Genomic DNA, 18,913 nt, shown 5'->3' with positions numbered 1-18,913 from the left:
GGTTCAAGGCAGCTCGCCGAGCCGCTCCTGCACATCGATCAAAAGCGTATCGAACACATAAGGTGGCACCGGCTGGCCGCCACGTCGCCCCGATAGCGTAATGCGCGTGCCCTGCTCGGCCGCCTCGATCCGATAGCGCACCTCAAGCGTGGGGCGCGCAGCCAGCACGGCCTCGACATCGCCCAGGTCGACATCGGCGCGACGAATCACGAAACCGCGTGCCATAAGCATCGCCACCCCTGCTTCCAACGCGGTCGACGGCTCGGCCTCCACGACCAATGTGCGGGTCTGCGGCGGGGTCGACGTGGTCGCGCATCCAGCCACGCTCAATACCATGAACGATGCCACCAGCAATACGCCCAGCAGCCGCTTCATGATGTGCTCCCCTCGCGCATGCGTGCGTCGATGTCATCGTGTAAAGCGGCGCAGAAGGCCGCGCTGTTGTCTGGACGCGCATCGATCAGATACCCATCGGCATCGACTACGCGCGAATCGCGTGTCACCCGCACGACACCCTCGGCGGCAACCACCGAGACCCGTTGCAGGCGCACCGGATCGCCGCCAAAGCGTTGAGAGTACCCTAGCGAATAGCCATGGCGACTGCCCATGCCATAGTACCCCCAGAAACCGCTGCGCCCCCAGAGTGGTCGATCAACGGCGCCTAGCCCCGGCTGCGCCTTGGCCCGTTCGGCACTCACCAACCCCAACGCGACCTCGGTCTGTTCGACACGATAGCCCTGTGCCTCCAAGGCATCGGCCGTTGCCTTTACCCGTGCCTTGGCGTCGCCCTCGGCCGACCAGTGGCATGCCTCGGGCAACGGCGAGGCCACATCGCGACCCAACGGATCATAGGAGGCTAGGCTTTGGCAGCCGCCGAGACCCAACATTGCCGCCACCAGCAAAAGAGGTTTCATCATCGCGTTCTCGCCTAACCGTTACCGCCGCACGGGCACCTTGTTGAGAGCGTAGTTGAGCACCACGGTTCCGTCAGCGTGGCATGCCCAGCGACTCCCGCCTGACGCCTACATGCGTTAGGCTGGCAATTCGACCACGAAGCCCCGTCCTCGGGTTTGGATCATGCATAGAGGTTCGCTCATGAAGATCGTCATCGCCCCGGATAGCTACAAGGATGCGCTTTCGGCCCGCGAGGCCGCTGTCGCCATCGCCGCGGGCTGCGCCCGCGTCCTTCCCCAAGCGCAACTAGTCCAATGCCCCATGGGCGACGGTGGCGAAGGTACCCTGGATGCCTTGCTGGCCGCCACGGGAGCCGAACGCCGTGTCGCCGAGGTCCACGACGCACTGGGGCGACCCATCAACGCCAGTTGGGGATGGCACGCCGCTAGTGCCACGGCCTATGTCGAACTCGCCGAGGCCAGCGGTTTGCAAGGGCTCGCCGATGCCGAGCGCACTGCATTGCATAGCACCACCCTGGGCGTCGGCGAGTTGATTCGCGATGCGCTCGATGCTGGGGCCAAGCGTTTGATCCTCACCCTGGGCGGCAGCGCCACCAACGATGCCGGCGCGGGGATGCTCGCGGCGCTGGGCGCGCGACTGCTCGATGCCGAGGGCCAACCACTACCGCCCGGCGGCGCGGCACTGGCCCGGCTAACCGAGCTCGACCTGAGCGACCTGGACTCGCGCCTGGCGACGCTCGCAGTGGACACCGCCGTGGACGTCGACAACCCCTTGCTCGGCGAGCGCGGGGCCAGCGCCATCTTCGGACCACAGAAAGGCGCCACGCCGGCGGATGTCACACAGCTCGACGCGGCCTTGGCACATTTCGCCGACCACGTCGCCAGTGCGCTCGGCAAGGATCACCGCGCGCTACCGGGCGCCGGTGCAGCTGGAGGCATGGGCTTCGCTGCGGCCGCTTTTCTGGGGGCGCGACTGCAGCCTGGCATCGATTTGGTCATGGATCAGGTCGACTTCGACCGTCTGCTGGAAGACACCGATCTGGTGATTACCGGCGAAGGCCAGCTCGATGGCCAGAGCCTTGCCGGCAAGACGCCAGTGGGCATCGCCCGACGCGCGCGACGACACGGCGTGCCCACGCTCGCACTCGCCGGGCGCCTCGGCGATGGTTGGCAGGCCGTGCACGACGAGGGCATCGAGGCTGCCTTCGCGCTGGCCAATGGCCCCCTGGCCTTGCCGGAAGCCCTAGAACGCACCGCCGAGCTGCTTGCGGACCGTGCCGAGAGCCTCCTGCGTGTGTGGCAGCTTGCCGGCCGGCAGACACCACGCTAGTCCTCGTCTAAAAAGTGCCTAATCGCAGGGCGCCGGCACAATGCCGCACCCTCCGCCCTTGAAAAACCACTGCGTCGTGGGCATTTCATATGTAGACGCTATATCGTCGATGGGAAAGATTCGTTACCCAATCCCCAGACGACACTCTAGACTGGGTTCATTGACGATTTTGATTACCCGACAACGTTCGTCCATTGTTTTATGAGGGAGTGCTTTCATGTCCGACATCAATGCCATCGGTTTACATACCAGCAGCGCCAACCAACTGGCCGAGAAGCTCAACGAACTGCTGGCCAACTACCAGATCTTCTACATGAACGCGCGCGGCTACCACTGGAACGTGAAAGGCCCGCATTTCTTCGAACTGCATACCAAGTTCGAAGAAATCTATACCGACCTGCTCGCCAAGGTCGATGAAGTCGCCGAGCGCATCCTCACTCTGGGGCATGAGCCGCTGCATGCCTACAGCGACTACGCCAAGATCTCGCGTATTCAGGAAGATACCCACGTGCACGAGGGCACCCAATGCGTGCGTGGCCTGGTGCAGGGTTATCAGGCACTCCTCGAGTTGCAGCGTGAACTCAACTCCATGGCTGCCGATGCCGACGACGAAGGCACCGCCTCGCAGATGAGCGACTACATCCGCGAGCAGGAAAAGACCGTGTGGATGCTCAGCGCCTACCTGGGCTAATTCCCGCCCAGTCGTCTCGCAAGATAATACCGCCCGGCCTTGTGCCGGGCGGCCTCGTTAGGGTTCCCCGCGCGCCTCGTCGCCGGGGGCAGTCTCTGCGGCATCGGGCTCATCGTCCGCCATGTCGTCCAACTCTTCAGCGTCCACCTGATCGGTCAGATGCGTCGGCAGGTCGCGCTTCATGCGCACACCCAGACGCTTGAGCATCAGCGCCTGGCTGACCAAGCTCCCCTGCCCCGTTGAAAGCCGCCCCATCGCCTGGCGATAGCTTCCGTCGGCGCGTTCCAGATGGCGGCCGACGTCCTCGAGGCTATCCACGAAGCCACGAAACTTGTCGAGCAACTTGCCCGCCCGTGCGGCGATGACGCGGGCGTTATCGTTCTGGCGCTCCAGTGTCCAGAGGCTGGCCACGGTTCTCAGGCTCGCCAGCAGCGTGGTCGGTGTGACCACCACGATGTCCCGCGAAAAGGCGTCCTGAAAGAGCGTTTCGTCATGCTGGAAAGCCACTGCGAACGCCGGCTCGACGGGCATGAACAGGAACACGAAATCCGGTGAGTTGAGCCCCGGCAAGCGCGGATAGTCACGCCCGGAGAGCGCGTCGATATGCGCGCGCACCGCCTGAACATGCGCCTTCAATGCCTGAGCGCGCGTCGCGTCGTCCTCGGCGTTGACGTAGCGCACATAGGCATTGAGCGAGACCTTGGCGTCGACGATCAGGTGGCGATTATCGGGCAGATAGATGACCGCGTCGGGACGCTGACGTCCAAACTCGCCTTCCACCGAAACCTCGCGCTTGTACTCGATATCGCGGCGCAGTCCCGAGCGCTCGAGCACCGATTCGAGTATTACCTCGCCCCAATCGCCCTGCATCTTCTTGTCGCCCTTGAGCGCCCGCGTCAGGTTGGCGGCTTCCTCGGTGATCTGGCGGTTCAGTGTGGCCAGATGCTCGATCTGCGTCTTGAGGGTCGAGCGCTCGCGCAACGATTGCCCGTGAATTTCCTCCAGGCGCGCCCGGAAGTCGCCGACCTGCTCGCGAAACGGCGCCAGCATGGCCTCGAGATTCTCCCGGCTTTGGGTATTGAACGTTTGCTGTCGCTCCTCGAAGATCCGCCCCGCCAACGCCTCGAAATCCTGGGTAAGGCGTGTCCGCGCCTCCTCGAGCAGGGCGAGCTTCTCGGCATGATGGGAGCGCTCCTGTTCGAGTTGGGTTTCCAGGCGACCGTGGCGTTCGCGTAGCGTTGCGAGTCGTTCCTGGCGATCGTCGAGCTCGCGTTCGCGTTGCCCCAGTAGGCGCTGGGTCTCGAGGCTCTGCTCGCGCACGGCGTCCAGTTGGGCATCGCTCTGGGCCAGCTCGCGCTCCAGCCGAGCACGTGTCTCCTCGGCCTCGACACGGTGCCGCTGTATGCGCTCGACATCGTGCTCGGCTGCCTCGCGACGCGTGCGTTCACGTCGCCACGCCATGCCAAGCATCAACGTGGCGAGCACCAGGACGGCCGCAAGGGCGAGCAGATAAGCGGCGGGGGGCATGCTGGACATGGGCGTGATACCGGCGATTGAAGACTTGCGATTAAAACTTTCGGTGAAGCGTCTCGATTAAACGTCTCGATCTCGATTAAACACTCCGCGCGCGTCACCTTCCCCCACTGTGCGTCACGACGCAAGCGCCCCGGGGCTTGAAGTCCTGCGCCCATGGCCCAAAATCAGTTAGTGAAGCCGCCTGATACCGGACTAGGATCGCCCGGTGGCGGCTGCTGTCATCCATGAAGCATCACGACCAGGAGGTCACGATGAGTCAAGCACAGTCAGGTAAACGTGTCGCCATCCTCGCCACCGATGGGTTCGAGGAATCCGAGCTTTCCGCGCCGCGTGCCGCCTTGAAAAGTCAGGGCGTCGAAGTGCAGGTGGTTACTCCCGAAGGCAAAGGCATCCGTGCTTGGGCCGAAACCGACTGGGGCGACACCTACGAGGCCGACAAAGCCTTGAGCGATGTCGACGTCAGCGATTATCACGCGCTCGTGCTGCCCGGCGGGCTCTTCAATCCCGACGAACTACGCCTAAACGAAAAAGCGCTCGCCTTCGTGCGCGGCTTCTTCGAGGCAGGCAAGCCGGTCGCCGCGATCTGCCATGCGCCGTGGATACTGATTAACGCCGGTGTCGTCGACGGACGCAAGATGACCTCGGTCGCCTCTGTGGGGCAAGATCTCAAGAACGCTGGCGCTCAATGGGTCGATGAGCCGGTCGTCGTCGATAACGGCCTGGTCACCAGCCGCACACCCAAGGACATGGACGCCTTCAACGCCAAACTGATCGAGGAACTGGCCGAAGGTCGCCACAGCGGACAACACGCCTGATGACGCCCCACCGACCACAATCGACGTCCGCCTCTCCTGAGGCGGACGTTTTGCGTACCGCCGAGAGCGTGGGCCCGCGACGCGGCATTCGAATGCTTTCACGACGTCTGCATTTCGCCGTCAAGAGCCTGCTGCGGATCTTCGCGCGGCCGATGAAGTCGGATAGCGGCCAAGGCGGCCCGGTCGTCCATCCCTACCGTGGTTACGGCACGCATCGCGAGGCGTTCCTGATGGGGCGGGTCTTCCGTCAGGTGGGGTTGGCACGCGTCATCCCCAGACGCGGGGCGCTACGCGACGCCGCAGACGTGACCCGCCGGCTCGCACGGCGCGGCTTTGCCGACGCCGAGGTGCGCATTCGCCTAGGCGACAACAGCGCCACCGTCACCACGGACCACGACGGCTATTTCGATGTCCGCCTGCCGCTCGACCTGCCGCTCGACGAACACGTTTCCTGGCACCGCGCCGAACTCGAGGTCATTACGGCCGACCGCGACAATGTTCTCTCGCGCGCCGATGTCTATATTCCACCACCGCATACCGACCTGATGGTGATCAGCGACATCGACGACACGGTGATGTACACCGGCGTCGCCGACAAGCTTCGCATGCTGTATCGCCTATTCGTTGAGAAGGCCCATCGACGCACCGCCTTTCCCGGCGTTGCCGAGCTCTATCAGGCCCTGCACGCGGGCACAGCGGGCGACTCACGGCGGCCAATTCTCTACGTCTCACGCGGCCCGTGGAGCATCTACGAGGTGCTCGAGGCGTTCTTCCAGCTCAATCACATCCCCGTCGGGCCGATCCTGTTCCTGCGCGAATGGGGTATTTCCTGGCGTCATCCCTGGCCGCGCCGTGCCGAGGATCACAAGTACGACTTGATCACGCAGATGATCACGCTGTTCGACACGCTGCCCTGCGTGCTGATCGGGGACAGCGGCCAACACGATCCCGAAATCTACACGCGTATCGTCAAGGAAAACCCGGACCGCGTGAAGACGATCTACATTCGTCGCGTCGACCGCAAGCCCGACCGCGAAGCGGCCATCGCCCGGCTGCGCGAGGAGATCGAGCATACCGACTGCGAGCTTCTGCTGAGCGATGACAGCGCCGCCATGGCCGCGCATGCGCGCGACCGAGGCTATATCTCCGAGACGGGGCTGGAAGCAGTGCGTCAGGCGTCGCGCTGATTCACGCCGCTCGTGCCGTGGCCAAGTCTTCGATCACGGCTCGCAGCACTTGCCAGAACTCGCCCACAGAGTCGAGTTCGACGCGCTCTGCGGGCGAGTGGGCACCGCGGATCAAGGGGCCGAAGGAAATCATCTCCAGGTGCGGATACTTGCCCCCGAGAATGCCGCATTCCAGCCCGGCGTGGATAACTTTCACGTCCGGGTCGACCCCTGTCTGCTCGAGGTGTAGACGACGAAAACGCGCCAGCAGCGTGCTTTCGGGATCTGGCGTCCAGCCGGGGTAGGCATTCTCGACCCGTGTCTCGGCGCCGATCAGTGAGAACAATGCCCGGAAGCGGTCGGCGAGATCCCGTGTGGCGCTATCGCGCAACGAGCGTACCAGGGCGCATAGATGAAAGCGCCCGGCCTCGAGCTTGACCACGCCCAGGTTGTTGGAGGTTTCCACCACGCCCGGTACTTCAACGCTCATACGCTCGACGCCGCACGGCGCCACATGCAAGGCTGCGATCAGCAGGCGACTGGCGGCCTCGGTGAGTGGCGCATCGGTCTCGGCAGACTCGAGGGCGAGCTCCACGTCTTCGTCGATCCCCGCCAGTTCGCTGGCAAGTTCAGCCTCCAGTTCGGCCAGCCGCTGCGTAACCGCGTCCTCTTCTTCGGCGGGCAGCGCGATGCTGGCGAAGGCCTCGCGCGGCAGCGCATTGCGCAGCGTGCCGCCATGATAGGCGACGAGGCAGGCGCCGAACGGTTCCAAGGCACGCAGCACCCGCACCAACAAGCGATTGGCGTTACCTCGCCCCTTGTGGATATCGATGCCCGAGTGGCCGCCCACCAGCCCGGTCAGGGCGACGCGACGCACGATTTCGTCCTCGCCGAGATCCCGCGTGGGCAGCCGCGCGCCGACAACCACATCGGCTCCGCCAGCGCAGCCGATATAGACCTGGCCGCGATCCTCGGAGTCGAGGTTGAGCAAATAGCGCCCCTGCAACCAGCCCTCGTCGAGTTCCAGCGCGCCACGCATGGAGGCTTCTTCCTCCAGCGTAAACAACGCCTCGAGCGGACCGTGGCGCAGAGTGTCGTCCTCGAGAATCGCCAACGCGGCGGCCACACCCATACCGTTATCGGCGCCCAGAGTGGTCTCGCGAGCATGCAGCCAGCCGTCTTCGACATAAGTGTCGAGCGCATCACGGGTAAAATCATGCGGGTGATCGGCATTGGCCTGGGCGACCATATCCAGGTGCCCCTGCAGGATGACACCGGGAAGCTCCTCGCACCCCGGCGAGGCCGGCTTACGAATCTTGAGGTTACCGGCGGCGTCGCGCTCATGTGCCAACCCGCGTTCGTCGGCCCAGGCGGTGAGCGTCTCGACTAGGCGCTGTTCATGACCGGAGGGGCGCGGCGTATTGCACAACGTGCGGAAATGGCGCCACAGCGGTTCGGGAGAGAGTTGCAGAAGGTGATCGTTCATGGGAAATCGTTCCTATTGGGAGCCGCCGACATCGCGCGCTACGTCTCCCGGTAACGACAAACGATCAAGGAATGGCGACGCAGCACGTGTCGGGCATCATGACACCTTACGCGCTGCATCGCGCAACGCAAGTCCACCGACGGCGACAGTCATGGCGTCGGCCTCAGGCGACAACGCAAGAGACCCGCTAGGCGGCGCCAGTGGGCGATTCGGGCTTGGCGCCCCATCGCGCGCGTCGCCTCGTCATCACGCCCCTGGAACAATGTCGCGGCCCAATCGTGCAATGCTCTTGTGTCCTCGCCCGGTGCCTCGTCGGCGGCTTCCTGCGGCTGACGGCGCCACCAGGCCAGCCAGGCCCGACACAGCCAAGGCCGCACGAGCGCCAGCTCACCGCCGCCCTGCGCGAAGCGCTCCAGGCGTGCACATACATCGGCATTCACCTCGGGCGTCGTTCCCTCGTGCAGCAACGCCGTGACGACATCGGTTTCCAAATGCGCCAACTCGAAGGCCAACAGGCTCGGCAGCAGATGCTGGAAGTCATCCGACCAGGTCGCCAACGACACTCCCGCCGGGGACGTCAGCGACTGCCCCATCATCAAGGCGTGCTCACCGCTCGCCGCTTCGCGGGTCAGCCCCAGGCGCAACGAGATGAACCCCAAACGCCGCCAGAAGGCGATCAGCATCGCCTCGGCGCCGAAGCTCACGCCCAGATGCGCGACGTCGTGCGTGCGGGCCGCCGTGGCTACGGCTTCGACCAGTGCCCGCCCTATACCATGCCGCCGCACGGCGGGATGCACGGCGATGCGCATGATGCGCCACCAGTGCGATGTCAGCGCCGTCTGCCAGCCACCGTGCGCAGCTAACGACTGCGCCAGCAGATGACCACGCGGGCGGCGCTCGCCGAGCACGACACGCTCGGCAAGGTCGACAGGAAAACCGCCCTCCGCCTGCACCTGGCATACCCCGAGGCAGGTATCGCCAGCATAGGCCACCGCGAGTCGCACATCGGGGCCGTCGAGCAGTTGGCGCAAATCGCCAGGCGTGGTGCGGTAATGAGCCTGCACCAGCAGGCCGAACAACGTCTTGAGGGCGTGCTCGTCATGAGCCAGTGCCTCGCGGTCGAGCCAGCGAATGCGCAGTGGCCCGGCGGCCAGCGCCGATTCGACCTCGCCATCGCCAGCCGGCATGGCATCGAGCAGCAGCATATCGCGGGTAAGACGTTCGAGGGGATCACCGTCGGCCCAGCGCACCGGCTCGCGTAGATGGATCTCGCGCCAGTCGGGCGTGCGACGGGACAGGCGGGCGTAAAAACGAACCTGGAAGCCACGTCCGGTGCCTTCGTAACCATGCACGGTGGTGGCAAAAGCGAGACGCGGGAAGGCGTCCAGCCAACGTGCCAACAGTGGCGTAGGAATGGCCGCTGCTTCGTCGACGAACAGCGTCGGCGGCGCGTGACGATCCACACCCGGCTCGCTCAGAGCTGCCATTACGGCATCCGGGGCGAGAAAACGAACCTCGCATCTCCCTGCCTCAAGCGTGACGTGAAAACGCATCTCGGCACGATGCCCTTGGGGATACAGCGCCGCCAAGCGCTCGAAAAGCGGCTCCACCGCCGCTCGACGCGGTGCGGTGACCCACAACGTTGTCTCCCCCGCCGCCAGCCGTCGTGCGGCGGCGATGCCCAACGCAGCCGACTTGCCTCGCCCTCGATCGGCACTCAGGACCACAGGGCGCCGACGGCGCAAGCGCGTCAGTCGATGCACGGCCTCTTGCTGATCATGAGTAATACAGGCGTCGTCAGGAGAAGACTCTGCAGGCGCGTTCGCCTCGGGCAGGCGACCGGGGCACGGCGTGGCGTGCTCATCAGACCAACGACAGACGCTGGGCTCACGGAGCAAGCGCCGCGCCAGACGCGCCAGGTAATGGGCGGTCAGCGTCGCCGGTGCGTGAGGCCAATGCGCCAGACGCGCATAGTCGGCATCCGGGCTAACCTGGCCGTGGGCCCATTCGGCAGGCGTCAACACGACCAGCAGTCCTCCGGCACGCAACGTACCGCTCAGCGCCCCGAAAGCATCCGGATCGAAACCCAACGCGGCATTGGCATCGAAGATGATCAGATCATGCTCGCGCCCCAAGCGAGTGCGCGCCTGGCGCGGGGACAGCGCATCGATATCGGCCTCGGGGGCGGCCTCGCCGACCCACAAGGGAGCATGCCACGCCCGAGCCTGCCAGAGGGAAAGCGCACGCGCCCGGGCCAATTCGGACGACGCGGGTATCCAGATCACGCCGCGATGCCGACGTTCACGGCAGGCGTCGACCAGGGCATCCAACCATGCGCTAGAGGACGTCATGTCCTCCGAGGGGGCACTCATGCGTCATCTCCCTTGTGGTATCGCCTTCGACAGCTTCTCACAAACACTCACGCCCGCGCATGGTGGCGCGGGCGTGATCGGCATCAGACTGTCACCGCACGGCACGGCGAAGCGGTCTTACTCCAGGCCGTCGAGGTAGCGCTCGGCATCGAGCGCCGCCATGCACCCGGTACCCGCAGAGGTCACCGCCTGACGGTAGACGTGATCCATCACGTCGCCGGCGGCAAAGACGCCCGGCACGCTGGTCATGGTGGCATTGCCGTCGAGGCCGGACTTGACCCGAATATAGCCGCTATTCATGTCCAGTTGGCCTTCGAAGATACCCGTGTTCGGCGAATGGCCGATGGCGACGAACAGCCCCGGCGCCTGAATCTCACGCGAAGCGCCATCGACGGTAGAGATCAAACGCACCCCGGTGACGCCAGTATTGTCACCCAGCACTTCCTCGAGTGTGTGGTTCCAGACGATCTCCATGTTGCCGTTTGCGACCTTGTCGAACAGCTTGTCCTGCAGGATCTTCTCGGCACGCAGGCTATCGCGACGATGCACCAGCGTGACCTTGGTGGCGATATTGGAAAGATACAGCGCTTCCTCGACAGCGGTGTTACCCCCGCCGATGACCACGACTTCCTGACCGCGATAGAAGAAACCATCGCAGGTCGCGCAGGCGGACACGCCCTGCCCCATGAATCTCTCTTCCGACGGCAGCCCCAGGTAACGGGCGCTGGCACCGGTGGAGATGATCAAGGAATCGCAGGTGTAGGTGCCATTTTCGCCCTTGAGCACGAACGGACGCTCACGTAGCTCGACTTCGTTGATATGGTCGAACAGCACCTCGGTATCGAAACGCTCGGCATGGCTACGCATGCGCTCCATCAGTTCCGGTCCTTGAACGCCTTCGGCGTCGCCCGGCCAGTTGTCCACGTCAGTGGTGGTCGTCAACTGACCGCCGGCCTGCATACCGGTAATCAGCAGCGGCTTGAGATTGGCGCGTGCCGCATAGACAGCCGCCGTGTAACCGGCAGGGCCGGAGCCGAGAATAATCAGTCGTTCGTGACGCACGTCGCTCATGGGGAAACCTCGCTTACGGGATACGCTGGCCGGCAGCTGGACCAAAAAATGCTGTGTGGCATGCACGCGTCACGCGCAGGCCACACACCATTCGCTGTAAATGCTTGTCGACACGGCAAAGGGCGGCCGATTGGCCGCCCTTCGTTGTAAACGTGTCAACGCTTACAGTTCGTCGGAGTGCGTGCCCAGATACTTGGCGACGCCTTCGGCGGTGTCTTTCATGCCTTCCTGGCCTTCGTCCCAGCCAGCCGGGCAGACTTCGCCGTTCTTCTGGTGGAATTTGAGGGCCTTGACCATGCGCAGCATCTCATCGACGTTGCGGCCCAGCGGCAGGTTGTTGATGGTCTGGTGCTGAACGACGCCGTCTTCGTCGATCAGGAAGGACGCGCGCAGAGCGACGCCGGCTTCCGGATGCTCAATGCCGAAAGCTTGCGTGATCTCGTGCTTGACGTCAGCCACCATCGGGAAGCCGACTTCACCAATGCCGCCCTTCTCGGGAGAGGTCTTGCGCCATGCGTGGTGAGTGAACTGTGAGTCGATGGATACCCCAATCACTTCGACGCCAAGATCACGGAACTGCGCCAGACGATTGTCATGCGCGATGATCTCGGACGGGCAAACGAAGGTGAAATCCAGCGGCCAGAAGAAGACGACACGCAGCTTGCCGTTGGTTTCGGACAGCTTGAAGTCTTCGACGATGGTGCCATCGCCCAGAACAGCTGCCGCTTCGAAATCGGGTACCTGACGTCCAACCAATACGCTCATTCATTTCTCCTGAAAAGTCGGGTGGATGACTATACTGAAACCCTGCCAAGGTTACCGGCGGGCTTCTTTTATGCCAATTTGATTGCCCCAATGGGCAATATAGGCGCTCCCTATCGGGTCGATATGCCACGTCCAACATAGCCGCATATCCAGCCCAAGAAGCGCTCAGAATACGTCGTCGTCTTGCCCTAGCATGACGTCTTCAAGTTCGCCGCTGAACGGCGAAACCGTCACACGCACTTGAATCGGCGCACAGCACTGAGGGCAATCCTCCCAAGTAGCGTGGCTACCCACACTGCTATCGATCAACATCTCGAAAGATGCGTCGCAATAAGGGCACTTCGCCGGCCATGACAACAACATCTCTTCGTTCATACCGACTCCTGCCGTCCTTGAGTACGGCGCATTACCGACTGAATGTCGGGTCGCCCTTGCCCTCTTTCAAGCCAAGGCGTCGAAATTCTCGCACAAGACTGGCATGCCAAGCTTCAGGCATTATCCAACTTGCCACCTTGGTGACATGGGCGCGCTTGAAATAAAGGCTTATCATGACAATGTCTCCGGTATCGATGATATTGTAGACATTGTCGAAGGAACCTGACTCGCGGCGAACCGAACCATCGAATGGTCTTCAGACCTTTCCAGCATGCCAAGGGCAACGTGGTTCGGCGTTCGCCATGAAAAATCGTCCAGCATTGATGAGGAGGGGGCCCCATGTCCGAAGCTCCACAGAATACGTTATCGACACTCGATGTCGGCGATCATACCTATCACTACTATAGTCTGGACAAGGCTGCCCAAGCGTTTGGCGACGCTTCGCGCCTGCCCATGACACTCAAGGTATTGCTCGAGAACCAACTACGCTATGGCGACGATGAAAGCGTCTCCTCCGACGACATGCAGGCACTCGTCGACTGGCAAAAGGAGGGGCGCTCCACTCGCGAAATCGGCTACCGTCCGGCACGCGTGTTGATGCAAGACTTCACCGGTGTTCCCGGGGTCGTGGACTTGGCCGCCATGCGCGACGCCGTCAAGCGTCTTGGCGAATCGGCCGACCGCATCAATCCGCTTTCCCCTGTGGATCTGGTCATCGATCACTCAGTCATGGTCGATCACTACGGCGATCCGTCATCGTTCAAGGACAACGTCGCCATCGAGATGGAGCGCAACCGCGAACGTTACGAATTCCTGCGCTGGGGCCAGCAGGCGTTCGATAATTTCCGCGTCGTGCCGCCGGGTACCGGCATCTGCCACCAGGTCAACCTGGAGTATTTGGGCAAAACGGTGTGGACGAAGGAAGAAAACGGCAAGACGTTCGCCTATCCGGACACACTCGTGGGCACCGACTCCCACACCACCATGATCAACGGCCTGGGCGTGCTCGGCTGGGGCGTGGGCGGCATCGAGGCCGAGGCCGCCATGCTTGGCCAGCCGGTCTCGATGCTGATTCCCGAGGTCATCGGCTTCAAGCTTACCGGCAAGCTGCGCGAAGGCATCACCGCCACCGACCTGGTGCTGACGGTCACTCAGATGCTGCGCCAAAAAGGGGTGGTAGGTAAATTCGTCGAATTCTATGGCGATGGCCTCAAAGACCTGCCGCTGGCGGATCGCGCCACCATCGCCAACATGGCCCCCGAATACGGTGCCACCTGCGGTTTCTTCCCGGTCGACGCGGAAACCCTCAACTACATGCGTCTCACCGGCCGTGACGAACATCAGATCGAGCTCGTCGAGGCGTATACCAAGGCGCAGGGGCTGTGGCGCGAACCCGGTGCCGAGCCGATCTTCACTGACGTCCTGCACCTCGACATGAACGAAGTCGAGTCCAGCTTGGCCGGGCCCAAGCGTCCGCAGGACCGTGTCGCTCTGACCGACATGAAGTCTACCTTCGAGAAGATTCTCAGCGACCGCAAGCCGGACGCCGCGCCTACCGAACAAGGCAAGTGGCTCTCCGAAGGCGGCCAGACCGCCGTGGGTACCGACGAAAGCGTGGAGAATGAAGATAGCCAAGACTGCGAGGTCGATGGCGAAAACTTCAAGCTTAACCACGGCGCCGTGGTCATCGCTGCCATTACCTCGTGCACCAACACTTCCAACCCCAGCGTGATGCTGGCCGCCGGTTTGCTGGCGCGCAAGGCCGTCGAGAAGGGCCTCACCACCAAGCCTTGGGTCAAGACGTCACTGGCACCGGGCTCCAAGGTGGTCACTGACTACCTCGACGCCAGCGGTACCCAGAGTGACCTCAACGAACTGGGCTTCAATCTGGTCGGCTATGGCTGCACCACCTGCATTGGCAACTCCGGCCCCTTGCACGAGCCGATCGAGAAAGCCATCGATGAAGGCGACCTGACGGTGGCCTCAGTGCTCTCCGGCAACCGCAACTTCGAAGGCCGCATCCATCCGCTGGTGCCCACCAACTGGCTGGCGTCACCACCCCTGGTCGTGGCTTATGCCCTGGCTGGCAACATGCGCATCGACCTTTCCAAGGATCCGCTGGGCAAGGACCAGGATGGTAACCCGGTGTACCTCAAGGATGTCTGGCCCAGCCAGGCGGAGATCGCCGAAGCCGTCGAACAGGTCCGGACCGAGATGTATCGCAAGGAGTACAGCGAGGTCTTCGAGGGTGACGAGATCTGGAAATCGCTCGAGGTACCGGAAAGCGATGTCTATGCGTGGAACAACAAGTCCACCTACATCCAGCATCCGCCGTTCTTCGAAGGCATGGGCAAGGAGCCCGCGCCGCTGGAAGACGTCAAGGATGCCAACGTATTGGCCATGTTCGGCGACTCGGTGACCACCGACCATATCTCGCCCGCCGGCGCGATCAAGCCGGACAGCCCTGCCGGCCGTTATCTGCAAGAAAACGGCGTCAAGCCTATGGACTTCAACTCCTACGGCTCGCGGCGCGGCAATCACGAAGTGATGATGCGCGGCACCTTCGCTAACGTACGCATCAAAAACGAGATGCTCGATGACGTCGTCGGCGGCTATACCCGCCACGTGCCCAGCGGCGAGCAGATGGCGATCTACGATGCGGCGATGAAATATGTCGAGAAGGACACACCTCTGGTGGTGGTCGCCGGTAAGGAATACGGCACTGGCTCGAGCCGTGACTGGGCAGCCAAGGGCACGCGCCTGCTGGGCGTGCGCGCCGTACTCGCCGAATCTTACGAGCGCATCCACCGCTCCAACCTGATCGGTATGGGCGTGTTGCCGCTGCAGTTCCCCGAGGGCGAGGATCGCAAGTCACTGGGCATGACCGGCGACGAAACGATTTCCATCGAAGGCATCGCCAACATCGAGCCCGGCGCCAAGGTCAAGGTGACCATCGCATCAAGCAAAGGCGAGAAGAAGATCGAGGCGCTATGCCGCATCGATACCGCTAACGAGATGGCTTACTACCGCCACGGCGGCATCCTGCACTATGTGCTGCGTAGCATGCTGTAATCGTTCCACGCTGAACTAGCGCTATGAGAAACACCCCGTCGGCATGGCCGGCGGGGTGTTTTTTTGTCGATGGGTCGAGAGGCGTGCCTTTAGAAGGCGCGGCGCCGATAGGTGCGATAGCGCGGATACCAGAAGTGACGCTCGATGGCGTCCCACAGCGCTTCATCACTGGAAGACAGCGCGACGTTCTCCTCCTGCGCCTGCTTGGCGACGGCGAAGGCGATATCCTTGCTGATCTCGCGGATGTCACCCAATGACGGCAAAAGAGCGCCCTTGCCGGTCTTGACGATAGGCGCGCCCTGGGCCAACGCATTGGAAGCCGCCATCAGCATCTTGTCGGTAACACGGGAGGCGTTGGTTGCCACGACCCCAAGGCCAATGCCTGGGAAGATATAGGCGTTGTTGCACTGGGCGATCGCCACGTCACGCTCGCCGACGCGTACCGGCGGGAAGGGGCTGCCCGTCGCCACCAGCGCTTCGCCTTGGGTCCAGTCGAGAAGATCTTGGGGGACAGCCTCAACCTTGGATGTCGGGTTGGAAAGCGGCATTACCAGCGGCTGGGCACAGCCAGCGTGCAGCGTCTTGATCACCTCCTCGGTGAACAAGCCGCTCTGACCGGAGACCCCGATCAACACGCTTGGCTTGGCATTGCGCACCACGTCGAGCAGGTCGCGTGCCTGGGTATCCCAATCGCTCAAGGTGGCGGTCTCATGCGCCAGGCGCTGCTGGAAATCGTAGAGCCCTTCCATGTCACTCGTCAGCAATCCGAAACGGTCGACCATATAGACACGGCGGCGCGCTTCGGCCTCGCTCAGCCCTTCCATGGTCATCGCCACGACGATCTGCTCGGCGATACCGCAGCCCGCCGAGCCGGCCCCGAGAAACGCGATGGTCTGATCCTTGAGCGCCTCGCCCTTGGTCTTGCAGGCCGCCAGCAGCGTGCCCACACACACCGCCGCCGTGCCCTGGATATCGTCGTTGAAGCAACACAGCTGATCGCGATAACGCTCGAGCAACGGCATGGCGTTGGTCTGGGCGAAATCCTCAAATTGCAACAGCACGTTAGGCCAGCGACGTTGCAGCGCCTCCATGAACATGCCGATGAACTCGTCGTACTCTTCCTGACTGACCCGCGGGTGGCGCCAGCCCATGTACATGGGGTCGTCGAGCAGTTTCTGATTGTTGGTGCCCACATCGAGCACTATAGGCAATGTGTAAGCCGGGCTGATGCCGCCACAAGCGGTATAAAGCGACAGCTTGCCGATGGGAATACCCATGCCGCCAATACCCTGATCGCCCAGCCCCAGGATACGCTCACCGTCGGTGGCCACGATCACGCGCACCTTGTCCTTGGTGGCACTACGCAGGATATCGTCCATGCGGTGACGATCCGGATACGAAATGAAGAGTCCGCGGTGGTTGCGGTAGATATTGGAGAACTCTTCGCATGCCTCCCCCACCGTGGGGGTATAAATGATCGGCAGCATTTCCTCGAGATGCTCTTCCAGTAGACGGAAGAACAGCGTCTCGTTGTCGTCCTGAATCGCCCGCAGATAAATGTGTTTGTCGAGGTTGTTCTGACACAGAGTGTACTGGTGATAAGCGCGCTCGAGTTGCTCTTCGATGCTCTCGACATTCTGCGGCAACAAGCCCACCAAATTGAACTCGACACGCTCTTCGCTGGTAAAGGCGCTGCCCTTATTGAGTAGCGGCATCTCCAGCAGTGAGGGGCCGGCATAAGGAATATAAAGGGGACGCTTGGATGTTTCGCTCATCGTTTGCCTCACGCAGGTGACGGAACTCGGAGCCCAGAGACTCCGCACGGCTCGAGCTTCACTATATCACGCCACCTTGCCACCCGCGCACGCCACAACGACGTACGGCGCCCCGAGGGACGCCGTGCATCTTTGCGTGTGTCGTTTATATGGCTCAGCCACTGCGGGACACGGGGCGGGCCGGTCCCGAGAAGAACCACGGGCGTAGCCGCACGCCCAGCATATTCCCGGCGAAGGCCGCGATCAGCCATAGCCAGCCATGCAAACTACCCGAGGCAATACCGCCGAAATAGGCGCCGATGTTGCAGCCAAACGCGAGGCGCGCCCCATAACCCAGCAGGAACCCACCGATGGCCGCCGCCACCACGGAACGTAGCGGAATGCGAAACTTCGGCGCGAAACGGCCTGCCAGCGCCGCGGCGGCCATCGCCCCCAAGATAATCCCCACGTTCATGACCGTGGTGATATCGCTCCAGACATTGGCGTTCAAGGACGCCTCATTGCCGGCCGCCTGCCAATACCCCCAACCGCTGACATCGCCGCCCAAGGCTTCGAAGCCCTTGGCGCCCCACAGCGCGAATGCCGAGGTAATGCCCCATGGGCGTCCGGCGAGCGCCAGCGTGATGAAATTGAGCACCGCCAACCCCACCGCACCGGCTAATAACGGCCAGGGACCTTGCAGCCAACGCGAGCGACCGGCCTCGACCTGCGGCGCACGCTCGAGCTGACCGTGCCGGCGCTTCTCCATGGCCACCGTCAACGCCGCGATCCCGGCGAACAACGCTAGGCTCATGACGATACCGCCGCCCACGCCGAACACGCCATGCAGTGATGTCGGCTGGAACGCCGGCCATGTCTGCCACCAGGCAAAATGCGCCGTGCCGACCAAAGAGCCGACGATGAAGAACACCAGGGTAATCACCATGCGCGCGTTACCGCCGCCCACCGTGAATAGGGTTCCCGAGGCGCAGCCACCGCCGAGTTGCATGCCCAACCCGAACAGGAACGCACCGACCAGGACCGATACCCCAATGGGTGCGATATAGCCGGACACCGGCGTGCCAAACAAGGTGCCCGCCCCCAACGCAGGGAAGAACAGCACCACCGCCAAGGCCAACATAACCATCTGTGCACGCAGGCCACGTCCGCGACGCTCGGTAATGAACACACGCCATGCCGAGGTGAAACCAAAGGCGGCGTGATAAAGCACCATACCAAAGGCACCCCCGACAATCATGAGCAATCCCGTGGCGGCCCCGAAGGCCGTGCCCACGGCCAGGGCGCCCAGGAGCAAGACTATCGCCGCCGCCAATGCCAACGGCGGTACGCCGCGACGAGGCATCGGCGAAGCGGACGAAACACTGGATGCGTCAGGCATCGCAACCTCCTGTCATCGTTCGAATGGAAACTGTTGCCTATCTTAGTGCCTGCCCAACCCTTTTAAAAATTCATAAAACACATTCCCGCTATAGCGTTTAGCAATATAAAACAAGGCCCGTGTCGTGAGACACGGGCCTTGGCAGAATGCGCCGAGAAGAAGAGCAA

General features: G+C 62.8%; 15 protein-coding genes. 5 read left to right on the top strand and 10 right to left on the bottom strand.

What is annotated here, in order from left to right:
• Positions 1 to 3 precede the first annotated feature (3 nt).
• Both LUN51_RS00470 and LUN51_RS00465 read right to left on the bottom strand, forming a co-directional pair.
• Positions 4 to 375: a hypothetical protein gene (locus LUN51_RS00470; RefSeq protein WP_277809670.1), complete on the bottom strand. Its 372-nt coding sequence runs from the start codon at positions 373 to 375 to the stop codon at positions 4 to 6.
• The gene (locus LUN51_RS00465; RefSeq protein WP_277809669.1) at positions 372 to 917 is read right to left on the bottom strand and encodes a hypothetical protein; all 546 of its coding nucleotides are present in this window, start codon (positions 915 to 917) and stop codon (positions 372 to 374) included. The genes LUN51_RS00470 and LUN51_RS00465 overlap by 4 nt, the downstream gene beginning before the upstream one ends.
• Positions 918 to 1,095: 178 nt before the next feature.
• Here LUN51_RS00465 and LUN51_RS00460 point away from each other — a divergent pair, with 178 nt between their 5' ends.
• Positions 1,096 to 2,244, top strand: a complete 1,149-nt coding sequence (locus LUN51_RS00460) for a glycerate kinase (protein WP_277809668.1) — start codon at positions 1,096 to 1,098, stop codon at positions 2,242 to 2,244.
• 217 nt (positions 2,245 to 2,461) lie between these two features.
• Positions 2,462 to 2,935 carry a Dps family protein gene (locus tag LUN51_RS00455; RefSeq protein WP_178999181.1) on the top strand — a complete coding sequence of 158 codons (474 nt, stop codon included), beginning with the start codon at positions 2,462 to 2,464 and terminating at the stop codon, positions 2,933 to 2,935.
• A 57-nt stretch (positions 2,936 to 2,992) separates the two neighbouring features.
• Here LUN51_RS00455 and rmuC read toward each other — a convergent pair whose 3' ends face one another.
• Entirely contained in the window at positions 2,993 to 4,471 is a 1,479-nt protein-coding gene (gene rmuC, locus LUN51_RS00450) for a DNA recombination protein RmuC (protein ID WP_277809667.1), read from the bottom strand.
• Between the two features lie 251 nt (positions 4,472 to 4,722).
• On the opposite strand from rmuC, the gene LUN51_RS00445 reads away from it, so the two are divergent.
• Positions 4,723 to 5,286, top strand: coding sequence for a type 1 glutamine amidotransferase domain-containing protein (locus LUN51_RS00445; protein WP_277809666.1), 564 nt, complete (start codon positions 4,723 to 4,725; stop codon positions 5,284 to 5,286).
• A gap of 92 nt (positions 5,287 to 5,378) precedes the next feature.
• Positions 5,379 to 6,473 (top strand): App1 family protein, encoded by a 1,095-nt coding sequence (locus LUN51_RS00440; protein ID WP_277809665.1) that lies wholly within the window; start codon positions 5,379 to 5,381, stop codon positions 6,471 to 6,473.
• A 1-nt stretch (position 6,474) separates the two neighbouring features.
• Here LUN51_RS00440 and LUN51_RS00435 read toward each other — a convergent pair whose 3' ends face one another.
• From LUN51_RS00435 to LUN51_RS00415, 5 genes are all read right to left on the bottom strand, one after another.
• Complete coding sequence (locus tag LUN51_RS00435; RefSeq protein ID WP_277809664.1) at positions 6,475 to 7,938, bottom strand: aminoacyl-histidine dipeptidase; 1,464 nt, start codon at positions 7,936 to 7,938, stop codon at positions 6,475 to 6,477.
• A gap of 149 nt (positions 7,939 to 8,087) precedes the next feature.
• The gene (locus tag LUN51_RS00430; protein ID WP_277809663.1) at positions 8,088 to 10,310 is read right to left on the bottom strand and encodes a tRNA(Met) cytidine acetyltransferase TmcA; all 2,223 of its coding nucleotides are present in this window, start codon (positions 10,308 to 10,310) and stop codon (positions 8,088 to 8,090) included.
• Between the two features lie 117 nt (positions 10,311 to 10,427).
• A complete protein-coding gene (trxB, locus tag LUN51_RS00425; protein WP_277809662.1) occupies positions 10,428 to 11,381 on the bottom strand; it encodes a thioredoxin-disulfide reductase in 954 nt (317 codons plus the stop codon).
• 162 nt (positions 11,382 to 11,543) lie between these two features.
• Positions 11,544 to 12,146 carry a peroxiredoxin gene (locus tag LUN51_RS00420; protein ID WP_246941260.1) on the bottom strand — a complete coding sequence of 201 codons (603 nt, stop codon included), beginning with the start codon at positions 12,144 to 12,146 and terminating at the stop codon, positions 11,544 to 11,546.
• Between the two features lie 165 nt (positions 12,147 to 12,311).
• On the bottom strand, positions 12,312 to 12,521 hold the full coding sequence (locus LUN51_RS00415; protein WP_246941262.1) for a CPXCG motif-containing cysteine-rich protein: 210 nt from the start codon (positions 12,519 to 12,521) through the stop codon (positions 12,312 to 12,314).
• A gap of 339 nt (positions 12,522 to 12,860) precedes the next feature.
• On the opposite strand from LUN51_RS00415, the gene acnA reads away from it, so the two are divergent.
• Complete coding sequence (gene acnA, locus LUN51_RS00410; RefSeq protein ID WP_277809661.1) at positions 12,861 to 15,593, top strand: aconitate hydratase AcnA; 2,733 nt, start codon at positions 12,861 to 12,863, stop codon at positions 15,591 to 15,593.
• Between the two features lie 89 nt (positions 15,594 to 15,682).
• On the opposite strand, the gene LUN51_RS00405 is transcribed toward acnA, so the two are convergent.
• Together LUN51_RS00405 and LUN51_RS00400 are read right to left on the bottom strand one after the other, a co-directional pair.
• Positions 15,683 to 17,368: an NAD-dependent malic enzyme gene (locus LUN51_RS00405; RefSeq protein ID WP_277809660.1), complete on the bottom strand. Its 1,686-nt coding sequence runs from the start codon at positions 17,366 to 17,368 to the stop codon at positions 15,683 to 15,685.
• Positions 17,369 to 17,522: 154 nt separating this feature from the next.
• Positions 17,523 to 18,746, bottom strand: a complete 1,224-nt coding sequence (locus LUN51_RS00400) for a YeeE/YedE family protein (protein WP_277809659.1) — start codon at positions 18,744 to 18,746, stop codon at positions 17,523 to 17,525.
• Positions 18,747 to 18,913 lie beyond the last annotated feature (167 nt).

This window comes from Chromohalobacter canadensis (genome assembly GCF_029544075.1).
GTDB lineage: Bacteria > Pseudomonadota > Gammaproteobacteria > Pseudomonadales > Halomonadaceae > Chromohalobacter > Chromohalobacter canadensis_A.
The sequence above is the reverse complement of the archived record's forward strand: the minus strand, read 5'-3'. Positions and strand labels throughout refer to the sequence as shown.

Coding starts and splice junctions, on each gene's coding strand:
- LUN51_RS00470 (WP_277809670.1), bottom strand. CDS start 375: ATGAAGCGGCTGCTGGGCGTATTGCTGGTGGCATCGTTCATGGTATTG.
- LUN51_RS00465 (WP_277809669.1), bottom strand. CDS start 917: ATGATGAAACCTCTTTTGCTGGTGGCGGCAATGTTGGGTCTCGGCGGC.
- LUN51_RS00460 (WP_277809668.1), top strand. CDS start 1,096: ATGAAGATCGTCATCGCCCCGGATAGCTACAAGGATGCGCTTTCGGCC.
- LUN51_RS00455 (WP_178999181.1), top strand. CDS start 2,462: ATGTCCGACATCAATGCCATCGGTTTACATACCAGCAGCGCCAACCAA.
- rmuC (WP_277809667.1), bottom strand. CDS start 4,471: ATGTCCAGCATGCCCCCCGCCGCTTATCTGCTCGCCCTTGCGGCCGTC.
- LUN51_RS00445 (WP_277809666.1), top strand. CDS start 4,723: ATGAGTCAAGCACAGTCAGGTAAACGTGTCGCCATCCTCGCCACCGAT.
- LUN51_RS00440 (WP_277809665.1), top strand. CDS start 5,379: ATGCTTTCACGACGTCTGCATTTCGCCGTCAAGAGCCTGCTGCGGATC.
- LUN51_RS00435 (WP_277809664.1), bottom strand. CDS start 7,938: ATGAACGATCACCTTCTGCAACTCTCTCCCGAACCGCTGTGGCGCCAT.
- LUN51_RS00430 (WP_277809663.1), bottom strand. CDS start 10,310: ATGAGTGCCCCCTCGGAGGACATGACGTCCTCTAGCGCATGGTTGGAT.
- trxB (WP_277809662.1), bottom strand. CDS start 11,381: ATGAGCGACGTGCGTCACGAACGACTGATTATTCTCGGCTCCGGCCCT.
- LUN51_RS00420 (WP_246941260.1), bottom strand. CDS start 12,146: ATGAGCGTATTGGTTGGACGTCAGGTACCCGATTTCGAAGCGGCAGCT.
- LUN51_RS00415 (WP_246941262.1), bottom strand. CDS start 12,521: ATGAACGAAGAGATGTTGTTGTCATGGCCGGCGAAGTGCCCTTATTGC.
- acnA (WP_277809661.1), top strand. CDS start 12,861: ATGTCCGAAGCTCCACAGAATACGTTATCGACACTCGATGTCGGCGAT.
- LUN51_RS00405 (WP_277809660.1), bottom strand. CDS start 17,368: ATGAGCGAAACATCCAAGCGTCCCCTTTATATTCCTTATGCCGGCCCC.
- LUN51_RS00400 (WP_277809659.1), bottom strand. CDS start 18,746: ATGCCTGACGCATCCAGTGTTTCGTCCGCTTCGCCGATGCCTCGTCGC.